The sequence below is a fragment of the Sphingomonas sp. genome (genome assembly GCF_026460985.1).
Taxonomy (GTDB): domain Bacteria; phylum Pseudomonadota; class Alphaproteobacteria; order Sphingomonadales; family Sphingomonadaceae; genus Sphingomonas.
The window spans coordinates 1-25095 of the sequence record NZ_JAPKNM010000062.1 but is presented as its reverse complement, the minus strand read 5'-3'; the positions used below and the strand labels follow the sequence as shown (position 1 = coordinate 25095).

Annotated in this window: 29 protein-coding genes; 17 read left to right on the top strand and 12 right to left on the bottom strand. The window is 69.4% G+C overall.

Features of this window, described 5'->3' with window-relative positions:
- Window positions 1-9 precede the first annotated feature (9 nt).
- Genes sctT through sctU form a run of 6 tightly spaced genes read right to left on the bottom strand, consistent with a single transcriptional unit; the run spans window position 10 to window position 4199 of the window.
- Window positions 10-786 carry a type III secretion system export apparatus subunit SctT gene (sctT, locus tag MT490_RS09855; protein ID WP_297386662.1) on the bottom strand — a complete coding sequence of 259 codons (777 nt, stop codon included), beginning with the start codon at window positions 784-786 and terminating at the stop codon, window positions 10-12.
- Window positions 783-1052: a type III secretion system export apparatus subunit SctS gene (gene sctS / locus MT490_RS09850; RefSeq protein WP_297386658.1), complete on the bottom strand. Its 270-nt coding sequence runs from the start codon at window positions 1050-1052 to the stop codon at window positions 783-785. The genes sctT and sctS overlap by 4 nt, the downstream gene beginning before the upstream one ends.
- Before the next feature lie 9 nt (window positions 1053-1061).
- Window positions 1062-1724, bottom strand: a complete 663-nt coding sequence (sctR, locus tag MT490_RS09845) for a type III secretion system export apparatus subunit SctR (RefSeq protein ID WP_297386655.1) — start codon at window positions 1722-1724, stop codon at window positions 1062-1064.
- Window positions 1724-2719, bottom strand: coding sequence for a FliM/FliN family flagellar motor switch protein (locus MT490_RS09840; protein WP_297386651.1), 996 nt, complete (start codon window positions 2717-2719; stop codon window positions 1724-1726). The genes sctR and MT490_RS09840 overlap by 1 nt, the downstream gene beginning before the upstream one ends.
- The gene (gene fliO / locus MT490_RS09835) at window positions 2716-3039 is read right to left on the bottom strand and encodes a flagellar biosynthetic protein FliO (RefSeq protein ID WP_297386648.1); all 324 of its coding nucleotides are present in this window, start codon (window positions 3037-3039) and stop codon (window positions 2716-2718) included. The genes MT490_RS09840 and fliO overlap by 4 nt, the downstream gene beginning before the upstream one ends.
- Window positions 3039-4199, bottom strand: coding sequence for a type III secretion system export apparatus subunit SctU (gene sctU / locus MT490_RS09830; protein ID WP_297386646.1), 1161 nt, complete (start codon window positions 4197-4199; stop codon window positions 3039-3041). Before sctU ends, fliO begins: the two co-directional genes overlap by 1 nt.
- Window positions 4200-4685: 486 nt before the next feature.
- On the opposite strand from sctU, the gene MT490_RS09825 reads away from it, so the two are divergent.
- From MT490_RS09825 to MT490_RS09770, 12 genes are read left to right on the top strand one after another with little or no spacing between them, the layout of a single operon-like run.
- Window positions 4686-5384: a lytic transglycosylase domain-containing protein gene (locus tag MT490_RS09825; protein WP_297386642.1), complete on the top strand. Its 699-nt coding sequence runs from the start codon at window positions 4686-4688 to the stop codon at window positions 5382-5384.
- A 7-nt stretch (window positions 5385-5391) separates the two neighbouring features.
- Window positions 5392-7380 (top strand): flagellar biosynthesis protein FlhA, encoded by a 1989-nt coding sequence (locus tag MT490_RS09820; protein WP_297386639.1) that lies wholly within the window; start codon window positions 5392-5394, stop codon window positions 7378-7380.
- 15 nt (window positions 7381-7395) lie between these two features.
- Window positions 7396-9279 carry a type III secretion system outer membrane ring subunit SctC gene (gene sctC / locus MT490_RS09815; protein WP_297386636.1) on the top strand — a complete coding sequence of 628 codons (1884 nt, stop codon included), beginning with the start codon at window positions 7396-7398 and terminating at the stop codon, window positions 9277-9279.
- Window positions 9276-10394 (top strand): hypothetical protein, encoded by a 1119-nt coding sequence (locus MT490_RS09810; RefSeq protein WP_297386633.1) that lies wholly within the window; start codon window positions 9276-9278, stop codon window positions 10392-10394. The genes sctC and MT490_RS09810 overlap by 4 nt, the downstream gene beginning before the upstream one ends.
- Window positions 10395-10423: 29 nt before the next feature.
- A complete protein-coding gene (locus tag MT490_RS09805; RefSeq protein WP_297386631.1) occupies window positions 10424-10735 on the top strand; it encodes a hypothetical protein in 312 nt (103 codons plus the stop codon).
- Window positions 10736-10743: 8 nt separating this feature from the next.
- Window positions 10744-11139 carry a hypothetical protein gene (locus MT490_RS09800; protein WP_297386627.1) on the top strand — a complete coding sequence of 132 codons (396 nt, stop codon included), beginning with the start codon at window positions 10744-10746 and terminating at the stop codon, window positions 11137-11139.
- A gap of 36 nt (window positions 11140-11175) precedes the next feature.
- Entirely contained in the window at window positions 11176-11925 is a 750-nt protein-coding gene (gene sctJ / locus MT490_RS09795) for a type III secretion system inner membrane ring lipoprotein SctJ (RefSeq protein ID WP_297386624.1), read from the top strand.
- Window positions 11922-12440, top strand: a complete 519-nt coding sequence (locus MT490_RS09790; protein WP_297386622.1) for a hypothetical protein — start codon at window positions 11922-11924, stop codon at window positions 12438-12440. The genes sctJ and MT490_RS09790 overlap by 4 nt, the downstream gene beginning before the upstream one ends.
- A complete protein-coding gene (locus MT490_RS09785; protein WP_297386619.1) occupies window positions 12437-13045 on the top strand; it encodes a FliH/SctL family protein in 609 nt (202 codons plus the stop codon). Before MT490_RS09790 ends, MT490_RS09785 begins: the two co-directional genes overlap by 4 nt.
- A complete protein-coding gene (locus tag MT490_RS09780) occupies window positions 13038-14363 on the top strand; it encodes a FliI/YscN family ATPase (protein ID WP_297386616.1) in 1326 nt (441 codons plus the stop codon). The genes MT490_RS09785 and MT490_RS09780 overlap by 8 nt, the downstream gene beginning before the upstream one ends.
- Complete coding sequence (locus MT490_RS09775; RefSeq protein ID WP_297386613.1) at window positions 14363-14821, top strand: hypothetical protein; 459 nt, start codon at window positions 14363-14365, stop codon at window positions 14819-14821. Before MT490_RS09780 ends, MT490_RS09775 begins: the two co-directional genes overlap by 1 nt.
- Window positions 14818-15456 (top strand): hypothetical protein, encoded by a 639-nt coding sequence (locus MT490_RS09770; RefSeq protein ID WP_297386610.1) that lies wholly within the window; start codon window positions 14818-14820, stop codon window positions 15454-15456. The genes MT490_RS09775 and MT490_RS09770 overlap by 4 nt, the downstream gene beginning before the upstream one ends.
- A 128-nt stretch (window positions 15457-15584) precedes the next feature.
- Here MT490_RS09770 and MT490_RS09765 read toward each other — a convergent pair whose 3' ends face one another.
- Window positions 15585-16457, bottom strand: a complete 873-nt coding sequence (locus tag MT490_RS09765; RefSeq protein WP_297386607.1) for an ankyrin repeat domain-containing protein — start codon at window positions 16455-16457, stop codon at window positions 15585-15587.
- Window positions 16458-16498: 41 nt separating this feature from the next.
- The gene (locus MT490_RS09760; RefSeq protein ID WP_297386604.1) at window positions 16499-17599 is read right to left on the bottom strand and encodes a hypothetical protein; all 1101 of its coding nucleotides are present in this window, start codon (window positions 17597-17599) and stop codon (window positions 16499-16501) included.
- A 127-nt stretch (window positions 17600-17726) separates the two neighbouring features.
- Here MT490_RS09760 and MT490_RS09755 point away from each other — a divergent pair, with 127 nt between their 5' ends.
- Window positions 17727-18680, top strand: a complete 954-nt coding sequence (locus MT490_RS09755) for a C2 family cysteine protease (protein WP_297386602.1) — start codon at window positions 17727-17729, stop codon at window positions 18678-18680.
- A gap of 68 nt (window positions 18681-18748) precedes the next feature.
- Window positions 18749-19138 carry a hypothetical protein gene (locus tag MT490_RS09750; protein WP_297386598.1) on the top strand — a complete coding sequence of 130 codons (390 nt, stop codon included), beginning with the start codon at window positions 18749-18751 and terminating at the stop codon, window positions 19136-19138.
- A 17-nt stretch (window positions 19139-19155) separates the two neighbouring features.
- Here the strand turns inward: MT490_RS09750 and MT490_RS09745 are convergent, their stop codons facing one another.
- The 4 genes from MT490_RS09745 to MT490_RS09730 all read right to left on the bottom strand — a co-directional run bounded on the left by MT490_RS09745 (window position 19156) and on the right by MT490_RS09730 (window position 21683).
- Window positions 19156-19740 carry a hypothetical protein gene (locus MT490_RS09745; RefSeq protein ID WP_297386596.1) on the bottom strand — a complete coding sequence of 195 codons (585 nt, stop codon included), beginning with the start codon at window positions 19738-19740 and terminating at the stop codon, window positions 19156-19158.
- An 86-nt stretch (window positions 19741-19826) separates the two neighbouring features.
- Entirely contained in the window at window positions 19827-20018 is a 192-nt protein-coding gene (locus MT490_RS09740) for a hypothetical protein (RefSeq protein ID WP_297386593.1), read from the bottom strand.
- A 76-nt stretch (window positions 20019-20094) separates the two neighbouring features.
- On the bottom strand, window positions 20095-21279 hold the full coding sequence (locus MT490_RS09735) for a glycosyltransferase (protein ID WP_297386590.1): 1185 nt from the start codon (window positions 21277-21279) through the stop codon (window positions 20095-20097).
- Window positions 21280-21332: 53 nt separating this feature from the next.
- Window positions 21333-21683, bottom strand: a complete 351-nt coding sequence (locus MT490_RS09730; RefSeq protein WP_297386587.1) for a glycine zipper 2TM domain-containing protein — start codon at window positions 21681-21683, stop codon at window positions 21333-21335.
- Window positions 21684-21801: 118 nt separating this feature from the next.
- Here MT490_RS09730 and MT490_RS09725 point away from each other — a divergent pair, with 118 nt between their 5' ends.
- From MT490_RS09725 to MT490_RS09715, 3 genes are all read left to right on the top strand, one after another.
- Complete coding sequence (locus tag MT490_RS09725; RefSeq protein ID WP_297386585.1) at window positions 21802-22230, top strand: cupin domain-containing protein; 429 nt, start codon at window positions 21802-21804, stop codon at window positions 22228-22230.
- Between the two features lie 825 nt (window positions 22231-23055).
- On the top strand, window positions 23056-23469 hold the full coding sequence (locus MT490_RS09720) for a low affinity iron permease family protein (RefSeq protein WP_297386582.1): 414 nt from the start codon (window positions 23056-23058) through the stop codon (window positions 23467-23469).
- 86 nt (window positions 23470-23555) lie between these two features.
- Window positions 23556-24425, top strand: coding sequence for a phytanoyl-CoA dioxygenase family protein (locus tag MT490_RS09715; protein WP_297386579.1), 870 nt, complete (start codon window positions 23556-23558; stop codon window positions 24423-24425).
- Window positions 24426-25095: the final 670 nt, after the last annotated feature.

The following is a 25095-nucleotide window of genomic DNA, read 5'->3' as shown; positions in this document are numbered from 1 at the left end:
CGGCGGCATTCAATGGACCAGCCCCCGCAGGATATTGAGGATCATGTCGGGCCGGCTGAGGATGTCGCGCGTGATCGCCTCGATGAACGAGCCGACGAGCAGCAGCACGATCGCGGTGGCGGCGAAGGCCTTGATCGACATCGACAGGGTGAAGACGTTGAGCTGCTGGGCGAAGCGGTTGATCAGGCCGAGGCCGATGTCGATCAGGAACAGCACGGTGAGCACCGGCGCGGCGAACAGCGTGGCGAGCACCATCAGCCGGCCGAACTCGGCCTCGAACAGCGCCAGCCCGCGCGCGTCGAGCGTCGGCATCGGCGCGGCGACCGGCCAGAGCGCATAGCTCTCCATCAGCACATGGACGAGCAGCGAGAGCCCGCCCGAGAAGATGAAGACGATCCCAGCCAGCCGGCCGAGGAAGGCGCCGTTGAGCGAGGTCTGGTGCCCCGAGAGCGGATCGACGATCTGCGCCATGGTGGCGCCGACCTTGGTGTCGATGATCTGCCCCGCGGCCTCGAGCGCCCAGAGCACCGAGCCGAAGAAGAAGCCGATCAGCAGCCCGACGAACACTTCCTTGGCGAACATCGCGCCCCATTGGCCCGGCCCGAGCATCGAGACGTCGAGCGTCGGTTGGAGCGTGAGCGAGACGATGCCCAGCGAGACGAGGATCGAGTTGCGCACCATCGCCGGGATCAGATCGGGCGAGAAGATCGGCATCAGCATGAACGCGGCCGCGATCCGCGCGGTCGCGACACCGAGCAGGAGCATCGGATCGCTCCAGCCGGTCACCGCCGGATCATCGCAGGGAATTCGCTGAAGATGCGGTCGCTGTAGCGATAGAGCGACGCGCCGATCAGCGATGCGGTCACGAACAGGGTTAGCACGATCGCGAAGAACTTGGCGGTATATTGCAGCGTCTGTTCCTGGATCTGCGTCGCCGCCTGGACGATCGCGACGAGCAGCCCCGCCACCGACGCGACGATGATCGGCGGTGCCGACAGGATCAGCACGAGCCAGAGCGCGTCGTTGGTGAGGCTGATGAAGTCGCCGTTCATGGGGCCGCCTCACGCATAGGACAGCACCAGGCCGTGGCTGAGCTTCACCCAGCCGTCGACGAGCACGAACAGCAGCAGCTTGAACGGCAAGGATATCGTCGTCGGCGAGAGCATCATCATCCCCATCGCGAGCAGGATGTTCGAGATGACGAGATCGATGACGAGGAAGGGAAGGAATATCAGGAAGCCGATTTGGAAGGCGAGGCTCAACTCCTTCACCACGAAGGCGGGGATGACGATGATCAGGTCGCGATCGGTCATCTCGCGGGCATGCTCGGGATTGCCGACGCGCTGCGCGGTGCGCAGGAAGAAGGCGCGCTCGTTGGGATCGCTGTGCTTGATCAGGAACTCGCGCAAAGGCTCCTTGCCGGCGTCGATCGCGGTCGAGATCGATGCGGTCGACTGGAGGACGCTGCCCTCGGCCTGCCGCGCCGCGATCGCGTCCTGCATCTGCTGGCCGACCGGGTACATGACGTAGAGCGTCAGGATCAGCGCTAGGCCGTTTAGGACGATGTTGGGCGGCACCTGCTGCAGGCCGAGCGCGTTGCGGAGCAGGCTCAACGTCACGACGATCTTGGTGAACGACGTGACCATCACCGCGAAGAAGGGCGCCAGCGCCAGCGCGACGACGACGACGAGCGCCGAGCCGGGCGTGAAGCTCGAGAGTTCCATCACGCCTCCCCGTCGGCGGAGACTCCGGTGACCAGCACCCCGAAGCCGTCGCCCACCGCGACGAGCTCGCCCTCGGCCACGCATTGGTCGCCCGCGATCACGCGCACGGGCAGCGTCCCACCGCCCGCGGGCAAGGGGAGCACGCTGCCCTTGCCCAGGGTCGCCAACTCGGCGGCGGTCATCCCCGAGCCGATGATCTCGATCGTCGTCGGAAGCCGGACCTCGGCCCAACCGGGTTCGCCGCCAGCGGCGGCGGCGGGCATGGACGCCTCCTGCGAACCGTCCATCGCAACATCATCCTGCAAAACGAGCATCCCATCGTTGAAAGCGATTCGTGCGCGTGGCGCATCGTTGCGACCCGGCAATGATAACTTCGCGACCGGGGTGCCGGTTCCCAGCAGGAGAAGATCGCCGCGCGCGAGTCCGGCGAGGCGGGCGGCGCGGACCGCGGGACCGGCGAAGCGCGCGGTCCAGCGCAGGCGCAATCCGCCGATCGCGGTCGAGGCGAGCTCGATCTCGGCGAGCGGCTCGACCGCCATGTCGGGCGGGATGGCGAGCAGCAGCCGGTGCTGGATCACGCCCTGGGCGCTGGTCGCGTCGAGCCGCAGCAGGACGGGATCGCCGGCATAGCTCTTGTGGAGCCCGGCGGGCTGGAGCTCGCAGCCGAGCACGAGCTCGAGCGCGCCGACCAGGGGCTCGATCCGCCCGAGCGTCGCGGCGGCGGCGGCGGCGTCGACGCTGCCCTGCGCCCCCGAGACGCGGGCGAGCGTGCCGTCGACCAGCAACGGCGCGATCTGGACGAGATGCTCGCCGCTGCGGAACTGGATCCAGGCGATGGCGGCGCGGCGGTCGCGCTCGGTGGCGAGCCGGACGCCGGTCTGGAGCGCGTCGATCAGCCGCCGGTTGAGCGCGCCGATCAGCATGGTCTGCAATTGCGCGCGGGTCTGGTCGATCGCGCGCAGATTGGCGCGGAGGGGTTCGTGGGGCGCGTTCATCGGACCTCCTCCGCCGCGCCGTCCGCGTCCTTGCCGGCGCCGGTGCCCCAGTTGCGCAGCAGCGAGATCGACCCGGGCGAGACGCCGACGAGCATCAGCTCGCCCTCGGCCTCGATCAGCACCAGCCGTTCGCGCTGGCCGACAGGGAGCGCGCGGACGAAGCGGATCTGGCGTTCGGCGCCATTGTCGCGCCCGCCCAGGCCGCGGTCCTGCCAGCGCCGCAGCGCACGCAGGCTGACCCAGGCGAGGCCGAGCACCACCGCGAGCGCGATGACCATACCGAGCAGGCTGGAAAGCGCAGTGCCGATCGTCGAATCCATCAATGGGGCCCCATCGGTTCGTGTTTTGCCAGTTCGGGTTCGGTGAGATCGGGCGCGGCCTGACCATCGCGGACGCGCTTCGCCCAGAGGATGATCTGGGCGATGGCGTCGAACATGTCGCGCGGGATGAGCTCGTCGGGCGCACCGTCCTCGTAGAGCCGGCGCGCGACCTGGACGTGGCGGATGATCGGGATGCCAGCCTCTTCGGCGGCGGCGCGCATCGCCGCGGCGAGCGGGCCCTCGCCCTTGGCGGTCATCATCGGGACCGGGCAGCTCTCCTGGTCGTAGGCGAGCGCGATCGCGATGTGCGTCGGGTTGACCACCAGCACATTGGCGTCGCGCGTGGCGCCGACGGCGTTCTGGCTGGCCCATTCCTCATGGAGCTGGCGGCGGCTCGACTTGATGAGGGGGTTGCCCTCATTCTCCTTATGCTCCTCGCGGATGTCGCGCAGGCTCATCCGCAGCTTCTTGATGTAGCTGTGCTTCTGCCACGCCATGTCGAGCACCGCGACGAGCAGGAAGACGCCGAAGGTCCAGAGCAAGGCGGTGCGGACCAGCGCGCCGGTATAGACCAGGATCGATGCGGCGGCGGCGCGGCCGTCGGTCTCCGCCACGGGCAGGAGCACGGGGCCGGTGCGCTCGATGATCTCGGCGAGCGAGCCGCGCAGCACCAGCCAGACGACGAACACGATCAGCGTCGCCTTGGCGAGCGTCTTGGCAAGCTCGACGAGGTTGTCCATGCTGAACATGCGCTTGAAGCCCTCGACCGGGTTGAGCTTGTCGAGCGAGGGCTTCATCTTCTCGGTGGTGAACACGCCGCCGGCCTGGAGGAACTCGCTCATCACCCCGGTGATCGCGGCGGGCAGCAGGGCGACGGCGGTGATGCCGAGCAGCGCCCAGAGCGCGCTCCAGCCGAGCTGGTACAAGGCGGCGTGGAAGGGCGCGTTGCCGCCGATCAGCGCGAAGCCGTCGTCGAACAAAGTGATAATCCGGTTCCCGGCATAGCCGGCGCCGAACAGCAGCACGAGCAGCCAGACGAACAGAGTCGCGGTCGCCGTGATATCGCGCGACTTGGCGACGTCGCCCTTCTTGCGCGCATCCTGCAGCCGCTTGGGCGTCGGCTTCTCGGTCTTGTCGCCGCCGTTGTTCTTCTCGGCCAATCGCGCCTCCAGCCATACGCCTGCCTCATCCGAACGACGGATGAGAGGAGAGCGCCGGATGCGTTCGCCCACCCGCGTCCGGGTAGGACGCGGCGGCTAGGCTTCATGGTTGGAGCGCAGGACCCTGTTGCGTGCCAAACAGGGACGTATTTCCCAAAAGCCGTCGCGCCGGTCAACACGGCGCGCATGTGCAGAATCGTCACTAAAGCGAAGTAAAGTCGTAATTAAACGAACTCGAATCACTTGAAACGATACGGCGTTCTGCCGACCGTTTCGCATGTGATACAATCATTCGGGCATCGGTGAGCCGCCATTTGGCCGGGATGGGGCGGTCCAAATCCGCGATGACTTGACGAAATCCGGGGGTGTCCGCGACCAACCGAACGGCGTAGCCTTTATTGGCCGGATCAGTCCGGATCGCAGGACCCATTTGCGAGCCAAACGATCGTCAGCACGCCCCGTCCGGGGCTTGCAGGGAGGTCGTGTATGCGCATTTCAGGCTACGCCCCGTCGCTCCGCTTCGCGTTGAAGCTCGTCGCGCTCGGGAGTGCGGTCGTGGCGGCAATCCCCGCGCAGGCGGGGGATTGCGACGCCGCGGCGATCGGTACGCGTTATGTCGAGGCACTGCGTTTCTGCGGTCCGCAGGCCGCGGAGGCGCCGCGAGTCCAGGCCGAACCCGTCATGCTTCCCGAACGCGATTCGGTGAGCGTCAGCATGCCGGGCTTCGAGAAAAGGCTTGCTTCGGCGACGCGGGCGGTCCGCGCGGGCGGCGACGGCACGCATGACGCGCTGATCGCGTCGGTCGCCTATCGCTATCGGATCAATCCGAACCTGCTCGCCTCGATGGTCAATGCCGAGTCCGCCGGGCGCCAGCGCGCGGTGTCGCACAAGGGCGCGCTGGGGCTGATGCAGGTGATGCCGGCGACCGCGCGCGGCCTCGGCGTGCGCGATCCGGGCGCGTTGCTCGACGATCCGGTGCTCGCGATGCACACCGGCGCCAGATATCTGAAGCAGCTCCAGGGCCAGCTCGGCAACAACGTGCCGCTGGTGGTTGCCGCCTACAATGCCGGGCCCGGTGCGGTGATCAAGGCCGGGCGCAAGGTGCCGCGCTATCGCGAGACCCAGGCCTATGTGAAGAAAGTCGTGGGCCGCTACCAGGCCGCGCAGCGCGGCGCGGCGCGCTGAGGCCGCGATGAGCGTCGAGCGCTATCTCGCCAGCAGCAACGCGGCTAAGCCGCTGCCGCTGTCGGCGCGCGTCGCGGACCTGTTCCTCATCGTCGGCGTGATCGCGATCGTCGGGCTGATGATCCTGCCGCTGCCGACGCTGATCATCGACATGCTCGTCGGCGTGAACATCACCTTCGGGGTGATGCTGCTGCTCACCACGCTCTACATCCGCGGTCCGCTCGACTTCTCCTCCTTCCCCTCGATCCTGCTGGTCTCGACCCTGTTCCGGCTGGCGCTGTCGATCGCCACCACCCGCATGATCCTGGTCGAGGGGCATGCCGGGCACATCATCCAGACCTTCGGCACGATGGTCGCCGGTGGCAACATCGTCGTCGGGCTCGTCGTGTTCCTGATCATCACGATCGTCCAGTTCATCGTCATCGCCAAGGGCGCCGAGCGCGTCGCCGAGGTCGCGGCGCGGTTCAGCCTGGATTCGATGCCGGGCAAGCAGCTGTCGATCGACAGCGACCTGCGCTCGGGGCTGATCGACAAGGACGAGGCGCGCCGCCGCCGCCGCACGCTCGAGCTCGAGAGCAAGCTCCACGGCAGCCTCGACGGCGCGATGAAGTTCGTGAAGGGCGACGCGATCGCCTCGGTCGTCATCGTCATCGTCAATTTGATCGGCGGCCTCGCCATCGGCGTGATGCAGCAGGGCATGGAGATCGGTGCGGCGACCTCCAAATATTCGATCCTGACGATCGGCGAGGGCCTCGTCGCGCAGATCCCGGCCTTGCTCGGCGCGATGGCCGCGGGCTTGATGGTCACGCGCTCGACCGACGAGGAGACCGACTCCAATCTCGGCCAGGCGATGCACCGCCAGCTCGTCGCCAATCCGCGCGTGCTGCTCGCGGTGGGCGGGATCTGTTTCCTGATGGCGCTGATCCCCGGCTTCCCCGCCGCGGTGTTCATCGGCCTGGGCTTCCTGTCGCTCTTCTCGGGCGCGGCGATGCATCCGCGGCTGAAGCCGCACATGGTCCGGCACTCGGGCCCGATGCGCAAATTGCTCACCGGCGGGCGCGAACCGCCGCGACCGGTCACCTTGCTCGCCCAGCCCGAGGCGCCCAAGGCCGTGGTGCCTTTGCTCCTCCAGATCTCGGGCCCGCAGCCGCCGGTGGACGAGGAGGCGGCGCTTTCGGCGGGGCTCACCGCGATGCTCGAGCGGCTGCAATATCGCAGCGGCGTGCCGTTGCCGAAGCTTGCGATCCATTTCCTCGCGCCCGAAGGCCCACGCGCGTGGCGGCTGCTCGCCTTCGAGCTGTCGGTCGGCGCGGGCGAGGGGAGCGATGCCGAGACCCTGGTGCGCGAAGTCGAGGCGCTGATCCGCCGCAACCTGCCGCGCTTCCTCGGCGTGCAGGAAGCGGTGGGGCTGCTCAACCGCGTCGGCGACGATTATCCCGAAGTGGTCAAGGAAGCCGTGCGCGCCGTCCCCGCCGCGCGCATCGCCGAGGTGCTCCGTCGACTCGCCGAGGAAGAGGTCCCGCTGCGCAACATGCGCGACGTGCTCGAGGGCCTCACCGACGCGGCCAACCAGGAGCGCGAGATCGCGCGGATCGCCGATCTCACCCGCATTTCGCTCAAGCGCTATCTGCTCGACGCGGTCGCGCAGGGCGGCGGCATCCGCGCATTGGTGGTGACTCCCGAGCTCGAGACCCTGGTGCGCGAGGCGACCCGCCTCGTCGACGGAGTCGAGCGACTCGCGGTCAAGCCCGAAGTGGCGCGCGAGCTGGTCGCGACGATCGGCCGCACCGCGGCGGAGACGGGCGCCAACGCGCTGGTCACGTCGTTCGAGGTGCGGCGTTCGGTCCGGAAACTGATCGAGCCGGACCTGTTCGAGCTGCCCGTGCTCGCCTTCAACGAACTCTCGCCGACCACTTCCGTGGAGATGGTCGGCCAGATCGGACTGCCGCCAGGGGCTTTGGCGGAAGAGTCGCAGGCCGCGCTGGCGGCGGAATGATAACGGAGGGCCGATTTGAAGCTGCACCAGAATTCGTCGATGCTGTTTTTGGCCTTCGCCGCCGCCTTGCCGGTGCCGCTTGCCGCCAGCGCGCAGACGCCGCCGGCACCGGCGCCGGCGCCCACGCAAAATCGCAACCAGGTCTCGATCGTTGCGCGCGACCAGCCGATCGCGGCGTTCCTGCGCGACCTGTTCGGCCGCGTCGGGCGCCCGGTGGTGCCGAGCGCCAAGCTGACCGGCACGGTCAACGGCGTGTTCAACGGGAGCGTCGAGAAGATCTATGGCGACATCGCCAAGGCGTTCAACCTGATCTCTTATTATGACGGCGCGGCGGTCTATGTGTACGCGCCGACCGAGCTGGGCGTGCAGAACTTGCCCCTCGGGCGCGCCGCCGCCGAGCGCGTCGCGCGCCAGGCGCGGGCGCAGCGGTTGCCCGACCGGCGCAACCTGCTCCGCGTCACCACCGACGGGCTCGTCGTCAGCGGCACGCCGCGCTTCATCGAGCAGGTCGCGAGCATGGCGCGCGGCGAGGGCGGGTTCGCCGACGGCGCGCCGGCCGCGCCCGGCGGCGCCTATGGCGGCGGACGCGGCGGCGGCTATTACGACGCGCCGCGCCTGCCGGTGTCGCAGCCGATCGAATTCCGCGTCTTCTACCTGCGCTATGCGCGCGCCGAGGACACGGTGATCACCGCCGGCGGCCGCGAGACCCGCGTGCCGGGCCTCGCGACGATCCTCCAGAACCTCGTGCTCGACCAGAAGCCCGGCGGCAGCGCCGTGGTGCCTTCGCTGGGCGCGCGATTGGTGCGGCAGAGCCAGCCGCGGCTGAAGGGGCAGGGGCTCGACGCCGTCCCGCCCGATGCGGCGCAGACGCCGATCGGCGGCGGCAATTATGCCGCGACCGAAGTGCTCGGCGGCGGCGACATGGGGCTTGCCGCGCCGCTCAGCCAGGACGTGGTCCGGATCGAGCCGAGCGCGTATCTCAACGCGATCGTGGTGCGCGACGTGCCCGAGCGGATGGCCGCCTATGATTCGCTGATCCGCGCGCTCGACGTCGAGCCGCAGATCGTCGAGGTCGAGGCGACGATCATCGACATCAACGTCGATCGGATGCGGCGGCTCGGGATCAACTGGCGGTTCGGCAGCGGCGGGTTCGGCGCGCTGTTCGGCAGCGGCAATGCCGACAGCGACACGCGGCTGCTGCCGGTGCCGGGATCGAGCCGGCGCGACAATGTCAGCAACATCACCCCCGTCGGCCAGGGCGGCACGATCTCGACGATCATCGGCAGCCAGCGCGAGTTCCTGGCCCGGGTGACCGCGCTCGAGAACAAGGGCGCCGCGCGCATCGTCTCGCGGCCGCAGGTGATGACGTTGTCGAACGTCGAGGCGGTGTTCGATCGCACGCGCACCTTCTACGTCCGCGTGGCGGGCCGCGAGGAAGTCGACCTGTTCAACGTGACCGCGGGCACCGTGCTGCGCGTCAACCCGCACGTCTTCCGCGATCACGACCAGACGCGGATCCGCATGCTGGTCAATATCGAGGACGGCAGCATCAGCCCCGATTCGATGGTCGAGAACATCCCCGTGGTCGACCGCGCGAGCGTGGCGACGCAGGGCATGGTGCTCGACGGCGAGAGCCTGCTGCTCGGCGGCATGACGATCGACGCCGACATCAACGACGAGACCAAGGTGCCCCTGCTCGGCGACATCCCGCTGCTCGGCGAGTTGTTCAAGTTCCGCACCCGACAGAAGGGCCATACCGAACGGCTGTTCCTGATCACGCCACGGCTCGTGCCGCTCGCCTCGCGCGCGACCGCGATGGTGCCCGGCGCGCCGACGCCCGCGGCCAACCAGCCGCCCGCGCGGATCCCGGTTCCGGCCAGCGGAAACCTGACCCAATGACCGACGCTTCCGTTCTTCGCGTGCTCAACGGCCGGCTCGCCGGCACCGAGAAGCAGTTGCCGACGAGCGGAACCGTGTCGATCGGTCATCAGTTCTGGCAGGATGTCGTCATCCGCGATCCTGCGACCAAAGGCATCGCCGTCGACCTGCAGGTCGACGGCGAAGGCGGGGCCCAGATCACGGTGCTGACCGGGGAGGCGCTGCTGCTCGGCTCGCATCTGGGCGAGGGGCAGACTGCGATCCTCCCGCCTTACGTTCCCTTCTCGATCGGCGGCGTGGCGCTCGCCTGGGGCGATCCCGAGAGCGCGCGCTGGGCCGAGGCGAGCGGCATCGCGGGCAGCACGCCCGCGCCGCCCTTGCCGCCCCCCTCGGCGCAGGACGAGGCCTTCGCATTGCTCGGCAAGGCGAGCGAGCAGGTGAGCGGCTGGTTCACCCGCAAGCGCGCGATCGTGATCGGCGCGGTCGCCACGCTGGCGGCCGGGGCCGCGCTGGCGGTGCCGACGATGGACGCGCTGGGACTGCGCGGCGACCTGGCCGCGCGCGCCGATCACGTCCTCGATTCGGCGGGGCTGGCGCCGCTGGCGACCGCGAACGACGCCGCGACGGGCGGCGTGACCGTGAGCGGCGTGGTTTCGAACGATGCCGAGCGGCTCAAGGCGCAGGAAGTGCTGCGCGACCATGGGATCGACGCCACGGTCAACGTCCAGACCAGCGCCGAACTCGCCCAGGCCGCGGCGGACGTCGCGCGCATCCATGGCCTCCAGGCGATGGGCCGCCCGATCTCGCGTACCGGCGTCGAGCTCCGCATCACCCGGCTGACCGGGGACCAAAGGCTCAAGCTCGCCCAGGCGATCCGTACCGACGTCAGGCAATTGGGCCGCTTGGTCTTCCGCGACGATCTGCCGCCGCGGGAGGACACGCCGCTCCGCACCGTCGCCGACGCGACCAAGAAGGTCTCGACCGTGGTCGGGGGCGACCCCGCCTATATCCAGACCGTCGATGGCGCGCGCTATTTCGCGGGCGCGATCATGCCCAGCGGCCACCGCCTGATCACCATCCAGGGAGACACGGTCTTCTTCGAGAAGAACGGCCGCGAGACGCAATTGAAGTTCTGAACCGATGTTTTGAGTGAAGGAGTATAGTCATGTCGAATACCGTCACCACCGGGCTCACCAACATCTCGCTCTCGCCGTTGACCGGCAACCGGATGAGCAAGGGCTCGGCGCCGGGCACCTGGTTCGAGGCGCTGGCCGACGCATGGGGCCAGACGCTCGACAAGCAGGCGACGCGGATCGAGGCGATGTCGAACGAAGTCGGCAACAACGGCAGCGACAATCCCTCGCAGATCACCAAGCTGACCGCCGAATCGATGCGGATGTCGTTCATGGCGAACAGCTCGTCGAGCTCGATCGACAGCGTCGGCAAGGCGCTCGAGACCATGGCCCGCAAGAACTGACGGCGGCCATGTCGATCGAAGCAATCGCGGGGGCCATGGCGAGTTCCGCCTTCGCCCCCACGCCGCCCGACATCGTCCAGGCGAGCCCGAACGCCTCGCTCTCCGACGTCACCAGCTTCCAGGGCTCGCTCTCCGCGGCGGGCTTTAGCGGGGTCGGCGGGGCGGATGCGCTCGGCCCGGCGATGCAGGCGATGTTCTCGCAGATCGAGCGCGTCAACGGCGAGGCCAAGAGCGTGTCCGAATACGCCAAGGCGGCGCAGGCCAGCGGTTCGGAGATGACTCCGGGCGAAGTGGTCGACCTGACCATGAAGTGCCACGAGTTCATGTTCCACTGCCAGCTGACCTCGAACATCGCCAACCGCACCTCGGACGGCATCCAGCAGCTGTTCCGGCAGCAATCGTGAGGTCCGCTTTGGCGGGCCCACACGTGGAGAACTGACATGGGCAAGTTTGCCCGCAACCTGCGCCCGGCGCTGATCGGGCTCTGCCTGCTGCTCGCCGCCTGCGGCCGGGCGGAGCTCTATTCGAAGCTCACCGAGACGCAGGCCAACGAGATGATCGCGGTGCTTCAGAGCGCCGGGATCGGTGCGACCAAGAAGGAGAATGGCGAGGCCGGCTGGACGCTGCTGACCGACGAGGGCGATTTCAGCCGCGCGGTCGAAGTGCTCCATGCCCAGGGCTATCCGCGCGAGGAATTCGCCTCGCTGGGAACGGTGTTCAAGCGCGAGGGGCTGGTCTCCTCGCCCACCGAGGAGAAGGCGCGATTGGTCTATGGCATGAGCCAGGAGCTGTCGCACACCATCTCGGAGATCGACGGCGTGGTGCAGGCGCGCGTCCACCTCGTCCTGCCCGACACCCAGCCGCTCGCGGAAACGGGCCAGCCCGCCTCGGCATCGGTGTTCATCAAATACCGCCCGGGCACCAATATCGAGACGCAGATCGGCAAGGTGAAGGCGCTGATCGTCAATTCGGTCCAGGGCCTCAAATATGAGAATGTCTCGGTCGAGACCTTCCCCGCCCAGCCGCTGCCGACGGTGGCGCGCAAGGACGGCGAGGCCGTGCTCAACGCCAATCTGCTCGGCATCGCGATCGCCGGATTGGTCCTGCTCATCGCCGCGCTCGGCTATCCGAGCTTGCGGCGCTGGCAGCAACGGCGGGCCGCGGTCGCGCGGCGCGAGGGCGGCGCATGAGGGCGGCCGAGCAGCGCGCGACGCTCGCGGCGATCGGCAACGATCTCGTCGCGGTCGAGGGCGGGCCGGGACATCGCCGTGCCGCCCTGTTGCTGAAGCACCTGAGCGGCTGCGACGATCCGGTCGCCTGCTTCACCGATCTGCCGAGCGCGCCCGGCTGGCTCCGCCTGCCCGCCGCCGCGCAGCACAAGCTCGCATTGCGCGTCGCGTTGCTGTGGATGGGGGACACGCTGGCCGGATCGATCGACGGCGCCTGGCTGGGCGGGTTGGCCGAGGTCGCGGGCGAGGATCTGCTCGACTGGGCGATCGCGACGATCCCGGCGATGCCCGCGGCGCCTGCGCGGCGGCTCGAGCCGGGCGATCTCGAGATCTACGGCTTCTCGCTGCTGCGCGAGCAATTGCCGATGGCGCTGCGCGGCTATCTCCCGTGGCGCGCGGACCATCTGGCGCTGTCGTGCCCGCGCGACGCGCTCGACGCCTTCGTCGCCGCGGCGGTCGAGGCGGCGCGCGAATGAGTTTCCTCGTGCTGCACGCCGATCGGCTGGCGACCGCGCTCACCGACGATCCCCTGGTGCCCGCGGACGATGTCGGCCGCGTGCAGGACGCGCTCGCCTTGCTCGCCGAGGCGGGCCGGCTGCGAGCCGGGGCGGGCGACGCGATCGACACTGCGCGCGAGAATGCCCGGGCCGAGGGCTTCGCCGCCGGGCGCGTGGAGGGGCTGGCCGCGGCCGAAAGCGAGCGGCAGGCCGAGCTCTTCCGCATCGCGCTGCGCGACGGCGAGCTGCAGCGCGAACGCCAGAAGGATATTGCGCGGCTGGCGCTCGAAGTGGTGCGGCGGATCGCGGGCGAGCTCGACCATGGCGCGATGGTGGCGGGACTCGCCGAACGCGCGGCGGCGCAGCTCGCGCCCGACAGCGTCGCGGTGGTCCGCGTCGCCCCGGCCGCGCTCGAGATGGTGCGCACGCGGCTCGACGGGCGTGCCGGGCTGAGCGTCGAGGCCGATCCAATGCTCGGCGCGCAGGATTGCGTGATCGAGACCGCGCTCGGGCGCACCCATGCCGGGCTCGACACCCAGCTCGCGCAGATCGCGCGCATGTGGGGCGAGGCGCTCGATGCCTGACGGTTCCGCCAGCACCATCGACCAGTTGCTCGCCGGGCTCCAGCGCAGCCCCACGGTCGAGCGGCGCGGGCGGCTGGTCGAAGTGCTCGGCACGACGCTCAAGGTGACCGGGATCGCGCCGCGCGTCGGCGATTTCTGCGAAGTGATCGAGCCTTCGACCGGGCGCGTGGTGCCGGTCGAGGTCGTGGGTATCGCGGGACAGGCGACGATCCTCACCCCGCTCGGCGACGTGCGCGGGCTCTCGGTCGATGCCGAGGTGATCGTGCGCAGCGGCGAGGATAATGTGCCCTGGGGCGAGGGGTTGCTCGGCCGCGTGCTCGACGGGCGCGGCCGCCCGATCGACGGCAAGGGCGAACTGCCGCCCGGGCTCCAGCGACGCCCGCTCCACGCCCCCGCGCCGCAGCCGATGGAGCGCGCGCTGATCGACGCGCCGCTGCCCACCGGGGTGCGCGCGATCGATACGTTGCTCACGGTGGGGCAGGGGCAGCGGCTCGGCGTGTTCGCGATGGCGGGCGGTGGCAAGTCGACCCTGCTCGGCATGCTCGCGCGCTTTGCCCAGGCCGACGTGATCGTCATCGGGCTGATCGGCGAGCGTGGCCGCGAAGTGCGCGAGTTCATCGAGGATTCGCTGGGCGAGGAAGGACTCGCGCGCTCGGTGATCGTCTGCGCGACCTCGGATCGCGCGGCGATGGAGCGGGTGCGCGCGGCGCATCATGCCACCGCCATTGCCGAAGGTTTCCGCAGCGAAGGTCGCAACGTGCTGCTGCTGATGGATTCGGTGACGCGCTTCGCCCGGGCGCTTCGCGAGATCGGGCTGGCGGCGGGCGAGCCGCCGGTGCGGCGCGGCTTCCCGCCCTCGGTCTTCGCCGAGCTGCCGCGGCTGTTCGAGCGCGCCGGCAACGACGCGACCGGATCGATCACGGGCATCTACACCGTGCTGATCGAGGATGAGGAAGGCGACGACCCGATCGGTGAGGAAGTCCGCTCGATCCTCGACGGGCACATCGTCCTTTCCCGGAAGCTTGGCGCGGCGGGCCATTATCCCGCGATCGACGTGCTCGGCAGCCTCAGCCGCCTCTTCCCCCGGCTCGCCGAGCCCGTGCATCGCGAGGCGGCGACGCGGGTGCGCGCCTTGCTCGCCAAGCATGCCGAGATCGAGTTCCTCGTCCAAGTCGGCGAATATCGGTCGGGTGCCGATCCGCTCGCCGATCGCGCCATCGCCGCCAAGCCCGAGATAGACGCGCTGTTGCGGCAGGACGCGAACCGACCCGAGGACTTCACGACCTCGCTGATGCTGCTGCGCGGAGTTGCCGGCTGATGGACGCGCGCGACCAGCAGCTTCAGACGCGGGCGCTGGTCCGGCTGCGCGCGGTGCGGATGCAGAGCGCGGCGCTCGCGCTTGCCGAGGCGCGCGAAGCCACCGCTGCGGCCGAGCGCGAGCGCGCCGCAGCCGACGCCGCAGCCGACGTCGCGGATGCCGCGATGACCGAGGCGCGCGCGAGCCTGGCGACCGATCCGGCCGAGGCGGAGCGGCTGCTCGCGGTGGTCGATCGCAGCCATTTCCGGCGCTCGGTGGCGCGCAGCGCGCTCAACGACGCGCGCGAGGCCGAGCGGCTGACCGGCGAGGCCGAGGCCGAGCGGCGCAAGGCGATGATCCTCGCGCGGGCGCGGCACGACCGGCTGGTCGAGCATGCCGGGCAGGCGTTGCGCCGATGGGCGCGCCGGCAGGAGGAGCGCACCGCGCTCGACAATGCGGAGGCAAGGAGGCGATCATGACCCGCGTCAGTTCCCCCAACGCGCAGCCGGTGCGCCAGCCGGCCCAGGGTCCGGCCCAGGGCCGCGCCCAGCCCGCCCCCGCCGATATCCGGGCGATGAACGAGGCTTTGGGAAAGGCGAAGGCGCAACTCCAGGCGAAGGAGCAGCCCGCCGGCACCGTGCGCGAAAAGCCGATGAAGGGGCTGGTCCAGCCCGAGCGTCGCGGCGAGGCGATCGTCCAGCAGCGCGAGGCCTTCGGCGATTCGCGCGAGACCGCGCTGCGCCAGGAGCGCGAGGCGCGCGAGCGGCAGGACGGGCTGTTCGGCTTTGCCGGCCATGCCCAGCCCCAGCCGATGGCGATGCCGGCAATGCCCGCCGCGCATGTCGATCCCGGCGCGTTCGCGCAGCTGCTCGCCGATCTCTGGACGCGCGAGAACGGCAAGGGGACCAAGGAAGTCACCGTCACCTTCGGCGACCGCGCCTGGCCCGCCACCGGCGCACGGCTGGTGCGCAATGCCGCGGGGACGCTCGACGTGGCATTGCTGCTCGGGAATGGCGGGCCGCCTTATGACGGCACGCTACGCGCTCTCGAGGCGCAGCTTCGGGATGCGGGGGTGGCGCTGGGGAGTCTCTCGACCGAGGCCGGATTGGGCTGACTCATACCCGTCACCCCCGCGAAAGCGGGGGCCCATCTCGTGCACTGTCCCGGCAATATGACAGCTGCCGTATGCGCGGCGCGTCTGGGAGATGGGTCCCCGCTTTCGCGGGGATGACGGAGAAAGGATTAGCGCGCAGCATTCGCCTTGATCAGCGCGAGTACCTCTGGCGGCACCGGCTTTGCGCCCGCAGCGCCTGCCGGCGGCCATCGACCCGACGCCGCCGCCGCGCGTACTTCGCGAAAGGAGGGCGCCGGTTCGGGCCAGCCGAGACGCTTGAGCCGCTCCGCCAGCCGGTGCTGCGCCTCGGCCTCCGCGGCCGCGTTGGTGAGCATTGGCGTGGTCGCGGCGGTGCCGAGGTTGGCGCCGCCGCTGTCGATCGCCCAGGGGTCGGCGCCGCGATCGAGCAGCAGCTCGGCGATACGGAAATGCTCCATGTCGAGCGCGGTGTGGAGCGGGCGGTTGCCCGTCGCCTCCATCACGTTCGAGTCGGCGCGGAAGTCGAGCAGCATGCGCACCGCGCCGAGCGAGTTGAGCGCGATCGCGGTGCGCAGCGGCCCGCTCGGATTGCCCTTGGGATTGGGGCTGGCGCCCGCCTCCAGCAGGCGGTGCGCGAAGGCAGGATCCTTCGCCCGCAGCGCGAGCCGGAGCGGCAGCCCCTTGTCCTCGACGCCGTCGAGCGGCGCCCCGCCGCGGATCACCAGGTCGACCGCGTCGGCGCGGCACGTCGCGAGCGCGACCGACAGCATGTCGTAATGCGCGCCCACGCGCCGCCGCGCGAGCCCGGGATCGCCTTGCAGCAACTGGCCGGCGCGTCCGAGATCGCCGTCGAACAAAGCCTCGGCGAAGTCGCGCGCGGCGGCGCCCAGCCTTTGGTCGGTCAGCGTGTCGCGGCGCGTCGGCAGCTCGGTGCCCTGCGCGAAGCAGTCGGCGCGGGCGTCGTTCTCGCAGCCCATCGTCATGAACGCGAGCGCTGGGGCAAACAGGAGGAAGTTGCGCACACGCCGCATCCTCTGCCGATCATACCCGGCGCGTCAATGGCTCAGCGGCCGGCTTGTGCCGCGGTTCCGGCGAGCACCCAGTCCATGCTGTGGCGATCGACCGGGTTGATCGAATCCCACCAATGCGCGCCTTCGGGACGGACATTGGGCAGGTCGTGCTGCGTGCCGACCGCCTCGGGCAGGTCGAGCACCGCCCCGCCGAGGATCGCGCCGCTGCCACCGCTGATCAGCCCGCCGATCCCGGCGCCGATCGCGCGGTCGCCGCCTTCTTGCAGCGTGGTCAATATCTCGCCGGGGACGCGATAATTGTTGATCGAGGAGAGGCCCCTGTCATTGGCCTGCGCGACTGCCCGGGCCTGATCGATCGTGTTCTGGTGCAGGCCGGCGGCATTGAAGGTGTCGGCCGGGCGGCCTGACGCGATCGCCGCCTCCGCCGCGAGCCCGCCGCCGAGCGAATGCCCGACCAGGGTCACGTCGGCGTCGGTGCGCGCGAGCTTCTTCCCGATCTCGAGCGCATTGGCATAGTGCGTCGAGTTCAGGCCGAGGCCCTGCTGGGCGTTGCTCTTCCAGTCGTCGCCGGATTGGCTACCGCGGAAGACGACGGTGTAGCGCTCCTGGCCGGCTTCGCCGCTCACATAGACGCGCGCGCGGAAGCTGCTTTCCCCGGGCTGCTCGAGCATCTCGGCGGTGAGCCCGAGCCGGGCGAGATCGGTGGCGCCGGCGGCGCGATAGCCCGCGGGCGGGCTGGGCACGTCGTTGTAGACGTCCTTGGCGAGCAGCGCGTTGGTATGGACCTGGTTCAGGTCGGGCGCGTCGTTGGCGGCGAGGCGCGGCTCCGAGGAAGCGGCGGTGGCGGTGACGGGCGACAAAGTCGCGAGATGCGTCGGCTGGGCGTCGGAGGCGTTGCGCGTGCCGGGGGCGAACGGGACGGCGGCGCCCTGGTCGTTCGCGGCGCGCTGCTGAAACGAGTCGACGCCATCGGTCCGGGGGGAAGGGGAAACCGATGGCGTCGTGTGCAGCGCCGGCGTGACGCTCGGCGACTGCCAGTCCGAACGATAGGCCTCGGCGCCCCTGCTGGACGCCGAAGGCGGGGTCGACGGGGGAGTCGACGCCGTAGGGTGGGCTGCTCTGTTTACCTGCATAGCGCGCCGTCCTTCGATCGGATGGGCCGGAGATGCCGTCCGCGGGCGGCGCGCGCCATAATCGATCCGATTATCGCGGGCGCGACACGCGCGGGGCATAGCTCCGTGCGATAATGGGAGAGTCGGCATGATCGAGGCCGCAGGCGCCGCGATGGGCGTCGCAAGTCGCTTCAACCTGGATTCGCTGCTCGCGGGCAGCTCGGTCTCGGTCCCAGGGTTCCGCATCCCGATCGACGGGGCGGGCGGCGGTGCCAAGCCCGCCGAGGTCCGCTTCGACGCCGCCGACCTCTATGGCGCCAAGGGGCCACAGGCGGCGGACATCCGCCAGGACGCGCTCGGCGACTGCTATTTCGTCGCGACCCTGGGCGCAGTGGCGCAGCAGCAGCCCGACGCGATCCGCAACATGATCAGCTTCGACGCGCAGAACGGCAACTTCACGGTCCAGCTCCACGACGAGAACGGCAATCCGCAATCGGTGCAGGTCACCCAGGCCGAACTCGAGGACAATCTCGCGCGGCAGGGCGGCTCGACCGCCGACAATACGGGGCTCGACGGCCCGATCTGGCCCGCGGTCGCCGAGACCGCTTATGCCAAGATCCATGACGGCAACCCGGCGGACGGGCTTGCCGAGGGCTATGAAGCGATCGCGAACGGCGGCTGGCCGCAGGACGCGATGCAGGCGATCACCGGCGATCGCGGCGACGAGATCCGCTATTCCGAGGGCTTCTTCGAGAGCGAGAATTCGGCGCTCGACCGGATGGCGGGACAGGTCGACGCGGCATTGTCCAACGGTCGCCCGGTGACGCTCTGGACCGTGCCCGAGAACCGCAGTTTCTGGGACCGCATCCGCGGCAACGAAGGCACGCAGGACGGCCTGGTCGACAACCACGTCTATACGGTCGAGGGCATCCACAAGAACGCCGACGGCGAGTGGATGGTATCGGTGCGCAATCCGTGGAGCACCAACATGAACGTGGGCGAAGGGCACGACACCGAAGGGCCGACGATGGAGGTCCCGCTGCGCACCCTCGCCGACACCGGCGGCGCCGAGGCCTTCACGGTCGGGCCGGCATCGCGCTGAGAGTTGAGCTCCCTGCGCAAAGGGGGCAAGCTGGCCCCGAAGGACATCCCTTGCTGAAAGCGGCGCTCTTGAGTCTGTTAGCCTTTCTGGGCCTGGCGCGCGGGTTCGACCTCGCATCGCTCCCTGCGCCTGCGGGCGCGCAGCCGGGCGCGAGCGCGGCCGAGCGGCAGGCGCTGCATGCGCTGGCGCAGGACGTGTCGAAGGGCACGCTCACCGTGGAAGGCGAACGCCTGTTCAAGGTCGGCAAGGGCCTCCCCTGGGTCGCGGTCGCCAAGCGCATCGACAATATCGCGCGCCAGCGCGGCGCCGCTTCGGTGGCGTTGCCCGGCGCCGATCCCGGCAAGAAGCTCGCCCAGGCCTGGCGCACGCGCGACGGGCACGGCGTGCTCGTCGCGATGGTGCCTTCGCCGGCCGGCGGCACGGTCGCCTATTTCGCGGTGCGCTTCACGGGCAAGTGATCGCGCCCCGCGGCGGACTATTCGGTCGATTTGGGAGGCGAGGGCTTCTTGGGCGTCTTCGGGGCCGCACGACGCGTCGCGCGCGGTTTGGCGGCGGTGCTTTCCGCTGCCTTGCGCGTGCGCCGCACGGGCGGCTTGGCAGCGTCCGCCGTGGCAGCCGCCGCGGGTGCCTTGCGCGTCCGCGCGGTGGGAGCGGGCGCCGGGCTCGCAGCCGGCTTGCGCGCGCGGCGAGCCACGGGCTTGGCCGCGCTTTCGGCAGCTTCCGCCTTGGGCGCCGCGGCAGGAGCCTTGCGGGTGCGCTTGGTGGCAGGCTCGGCGACCGCGGTTGCCACGTCGGCAGCGGCCTGGGCGACGCTCTGCGCCGCGTCCCCCGCTTTATCCGCAGCCTTGGCCGCGCCCTTCTGCACGGCAGGCTCGCTCTTGAGCTTCGCGGCGATGGCGACGAGCCCGGCGGCGAGGATGTCGGCGACGAGCGGGTGCTTGGCGAGCTCGGCCAGCTTGCCGCGCACGGTCTTGGGGAGCTTCACGCCCGCGATGCTCTTGGGAAGGAACGAGCCCTTGCCGGCCGCACCCTTGTCGTCCTTCTTCTTCTTGCCCGCCATCGAGATCCTCCGCGCTTCGTGACATCAGTGTCACAATCACCGCCGGGTGAGTCAACGCAGGATCGCGAAGCTGTGTCCTTGCCGGGTCAATGGTGCGTGTCCTGCGAGTCCTCCCGCTCGAAGACGATTTCGAGCTCGTCGCATTCCAGCGGCCCGGTGCCGCCGACATTGGCCCCGTCGCTTCCGGGGGGCCGGGCGAGCTGTCCGATCAGATCCGCATCATCGGCGGCGTCGGCGTCGCGGCCGATGATCGTGGGTTTGCGGTCATAGTCAGCCATCTGCTCTCTCCGTGGCCCGCTCCGAAGCGCGTCAACGGTGCGCGGGGCCAGTCGTTCCGCCTGCGCCCCCGAGGAGTCAGGCGGCCATGCGCCGATGTTCGTCCACGAGGCGCTGGAGAAAGGCGTGGAGGCGCTCGCTGTTGGCGGCCCAGGTGAAGGGCTCGACAGTGGCGCGGACCGCCGCGGGATCGCGAGGCGCGGCGATCAAGCCGTTGAGCGCATTTGCGAAAGCCGCTGGGGTCCGCGCGACGATATGGCCGCCGGTGTCGCTGCGCACGACCTGCCGTGCGCCGCCGACATCGGGGATCACTACCGGCGTGCCGCTGGCGAGCGCCTCGAGCCAGGCATTGGCGAGGCCTTCGCGCTCGGAGGCGAGCGCCATCGCGTCGGCCGCGGCGAGGAGGCGCGGGAGTTCGGCATGCGGCACCGAACCGAGCAGACGCACGCGATCGCCGAGACCGAGCCGGGCGATCTGCTCGGCGAGCTGGCTCCGGTACGGGCCCTCGCCGGCGATCCAGAGCTGGACGCCGGGCATCGCCGCCACCGCGTCGATCACGATCTGATGGCCCTTGAGCGGGATCAGCGCGCCGACCGAAAGGACCAGCGGCCCGCTCACGCCGAGCGCGGCCTTGGCTCCGGCCCGATCGCCGAGCGCGAAGCGCGCGAAGTCCACCCCGGTGACGATGCATTCGGTGCGCGCGCCGGGGAGGCCGAGCGCGGTCATGTCGTCGCGCATCGCCTCGGAGACTGCCAGCAGCCCGTCGGCGGCATGCGCGGCGGTGCGGATCTGCTCGGCCGTCACCGGCTTGCGGCCCCAATCGTGGATGTCCGATCCGCGCGCCTTGATCGATACGGGCACGCCGAAGCGGCGACCGAGCTCGACTGCGGCGACGCCGTCGGGGAAGAAGAATTCGGCGTTGATCACGTCGAAGGCGAAGTCGCGGCGGATCTCGCGGAGCAGCGGCGTCACTGCGTCGGCGAGCGCGCGCGCGTGGAAGCGGCCGCCGGTGCCGGGATAGTTGGGGAAGCGGGGACGGCGGACCTGGAGCCCCTTCCAGTCCTCCTGCTCGGGAAGCCCGGCGAGGCCGCGATAGCGGGAAAGGCGGTCGAGCGGGGCGGGGGGAAGGCCGCGCGGGGCGACGATCCGGAGTTCCACGCCGGATCGCTCGGCGAGTGCGAGCGACTGGCGTTCCACGAAGATGCCGAAATTGGGACGCGTGGCATCGGGAAAGAGCGTCGAGAGGATGAGCACGCGGAGCATGGCGGCGCTTGTACAGCGCCAAGGTTAATGCTCCGCGTGCGTCTGTTCAGCCCTTAGCGGCAGCGACGACGGCTGTTGCTGCGCTCGACCTCACGGCCGACGAGCGCGCCGGCGGCGGCGCCGATCAGGGTGCCGGCGGCGCGATCGCCGCTGGTATCGATGCTGCGGCCGACCAGCGCACCGGCGACGCCGCCGATGACCAGGCCGGTGGTGCCGTCGGGCTTGCGGCAATAGCGGCGGCCGTCGCGGCCGCGCCATTCGCGATAGGCATAGCGACGGCGCTGATCGGCGCTGTAGCCGGCGCCATAGTCATAGGACTTGGCCTCGGCCTTGCCGGTCGGAAGGGCAACTGCGGTGGGGATCGCCACCGCGACCGCGCTGAGCGCGACAATGAACTTACGCATGATTCACTCCCATATATCGATTCTAGTTGCAGAAACCGGTAGCGAAACGTTCCGCGGCGAGGCGAAGTTTCATGAACATAAAACTACGTTCCGCTCATCTGAGGTTGGGGTTTTAGACATGAACGCGGCACGAACGATCATCGACGCGCTCAACCTTTCACCGCACCCAGAGGGCGGTTGGTACCGCGAAACCTGGCGCGCCGAAGGGGTGGAGGGCGCGCGCTCGGCCGGGACGGCGATCCATTTCCTGCTCGAGGAAGGCCAGCGCTCGCACTGGCACCGCGTCGACGCCGCGGAGCTGTGGCTCTGGCATGCAGGATCGCCGCTCGACGTGCTGGTCGAGCAGGAAGACGGCACGATCGCGACGATCCGGCTTGGCGGCGACGTGGCGCGCGGCTATGCGCCCCAATGCCTGGTGCCGGCGAATCGCTGGCAATCGACCGAGGCACGCTCCGGCTGGGCGCTGGTGAGCTGCGTGGTCGTCCCCGGCTTCGAATTCGCCGGCTTCGAGCTTGCCGCGCCCGGATGGACGCCGGGCCCGCTCTAGCCGCCATCTGTCCCCGTTATTCACGTTATCCACAGGCTCGGACTCCCATTTCGCGCTTTGAGCGACTCGCGATCGATGACAGCATCAGTCTTGTAAGGAAGGCGGTTCGGCAGCGGGAAACCAAAGCAGGATCAACAACTTACACGGCTCGAACGAGCGATGGTGCCTTCGGGAAACCGCGCTGGAACGAGACGGGGATGCGAAAGCATCGGTAGCGATCGGGATCAAGGCGGTGCGCAAGCGTCGCGGCGATTTCGAGAGACGCCGAAGCCGGGTGGAACTGGGTGCCGGAGCTCGCGCGAAAGCGCCGGTCGAGGCGAAGGATCCCCCTGATGGACGAAACCGAAGGCGATGGGCCCGCGCAAGCGGCAGATCGGCGGAGGGATCGTCTCGAAGAGAGAAACCCAAGGCGGTGGCCGACGCGCAAGCGAAAGCCGAAGCCGATGGATCGATCGGGAAACCGCATCCAGCAAGGCTTTATGGTTCCGCCTCCGGGCGAGGTCATGAAGCGGGCCGCCGATGGCCGGAAAGGAAGCCCATGTCTCCGGATATGGGAGGATCAGCCGGCCTCGGTGACCGACGCGAAGCTCGCATGCCCTTGCCGGCGCGAGTGGAGCATGCCGCCGAAACCAGGCCACGGGTCCTTCGGGATGAGAGGCTGAAGTCCGGTGACATGGGGACTGGCAGCAATGCCGGTCCCCTTTTGCGTTTCGGTGCGCGGTTTCCCTTCGCAGCCTGCGGGCCCGCCGCTTCCCGTCGCACCGCGGGCTGATGACCGGCGCCCGATCCCTCGCTACCATGCGTGCCGAAATCGAGAGGATTGGCATGCGCGGCGTCTTCGAGCGGTTCGCACAAGCAGTTGCAGGATGGGCAGGCAGGCCGGCAGCCTTCGCGATCGCCTTCTCGATCGTGCTGGTCTGGGGGATCAGCGGCCCGCTCTTCGCCTGGTCGGACACGTGGCAATTGGTGATCAACACCGGCACGACCATCGTCACCTTCCTGATGGTGTTCCTGATCCAGAACGCGCAGAATCGAGACGCCGCGGCGATCCAGGCCAAACTCGACGAACTGATCCGCGCGCTCGACCATGGCCGCAACGAGTTCATCGGCATCGAGCATCTGAGCGAGAAGGAACTGATCGCGATCCGCGACAAGCTCGAGCGCGAATGCGGGCGCGAGATGCCGGAGCGCCACGAAGGCGTGGGCCGCCTGCTCAAGCGGCGTGGACGCGTGCCATAGCCGCAGGGCATTATGGACGGCGCGCACGCTTCTTGCCGCGGCCAGGGTGAACGGGCCAGGATCATAATGTCCGGACGTGGAGGAAAATGGTGGGTTTCGAACAGCCTGGGCTGCGTAGCGGCGCCGAGGGCGCCGATTATGCCGCCAAGTTCCGGCGCGACGGCTATGCCGTGCTGCGCGGTTTCTTCGACGCGCAGGAAGTCGTCGAGATCGGCGCGGCGATCGACCAGATCCATGCCGAGGGCGTCGCGCACGGCCGCAGCTTCCGCCACGGCAACCTCTTCTACAATGTCGCCCCGCGGCCAGGCGGCGAACCGCTGGTGCGGATGGTGCAATGGCCGTCCTACCACCAGCCCGTGCTCGACCGCGTGCGGCTCGATCCGCGCTTCGCGGCGATGCTGCGCCCGCTGATCGGCGGCGACGTCAAGCAGATCATCAACCAGCTCCACTGGAAGGCGCCGGGCGGGATGGGCGACTTCGCCTGGCACCAGGATTCGCGCTTCCGCAAGCCGGACGAATGCTATCGCAATCTCGGCACCTCCTATGTCCAGACCGGCCTCGCGATCGATCCGCACAACCCGCGGTCGGGCGGGATGCGCTTCATCCCGCGCAGCCATCTCGCCGGCGATCTCGACCTCGACACCGATACCGAAGTGCTCGGCAACGCGATGGCCGACGACGTGCTGGAGAGCGTGGGGCTCTCGTCCGCCGATGTGATCGACCTCGACCTGGCGCCGGGCGATCTCGCGCTCTGGAACCCCTATCTGGTGCACGGCTCGGGGACCAACCGCTCGGACCACCAGCGCCGGCTCTACATCAACGGCTATGTCCGCGCGGCGGATTGCGACCGCGGCGAATGGGCGTTCCGGGACGGCGAGCCCGTGCCGCTCGGGCCGGAGCCCGCGCTCGTCCATTACGAGGAACTGCGCGAGCGCGGCGAGCCGCATTACGTCTGAGTGCCGGCGCTGACCGACCAGGTTCGCGCCGTCCGGCCGGGGCAACCCCGTTCCCGGCGGCGAGGCGGTTCTGGAGGCGACCGCCAACCGAAAGGTTGGCGCCGATGATATCCAACCTTTCGGTTGGCATCGAAAAGCGCCGATTTGCGCTGATTTCCGCCATTCCCGGCGACAAGCCGATTGACGATGTTGACATGTCTCACGCGCGCACGTGGGATCCGTCAAACCGGAGAGCGGCGGCACCGCGCGAGGATCCTGCTGGTCGTGCACGATCGAACGAAAGCAGAACAAATCCTACTTTGCCAGGGATAACGTGGTGGGGTGACCCCCGGGGGCCAAGAGGCGGCGGATCGGAGATGGCCGTCAGCCGGTTCCTCCGTCACCCCGGGCTCGACCCGGGGTCCCGCTTCTTTTCCTCTGCGCATGTGGAGGGACCAGTCGAGCCGCTGGGTCACGCGTTCGGCTGGGACGCTGAGTGGCCGGGGATGGTGGGAAGCGGTTGCCCCGTTTCCTAGCCCCTCCCCTTCAGGGGAGGGGTTGGGGGTGGGGCCTGTCCGTCTCACCGAGCCTAGGTCGTATCGACATTCAGGCGAGCGAGGCGTTTCAATCCTCCCCCGCCAGGGGGAGGTGGCACGCGCAGCGTGACGGAGGGGGCGGAACCACTGCGCTC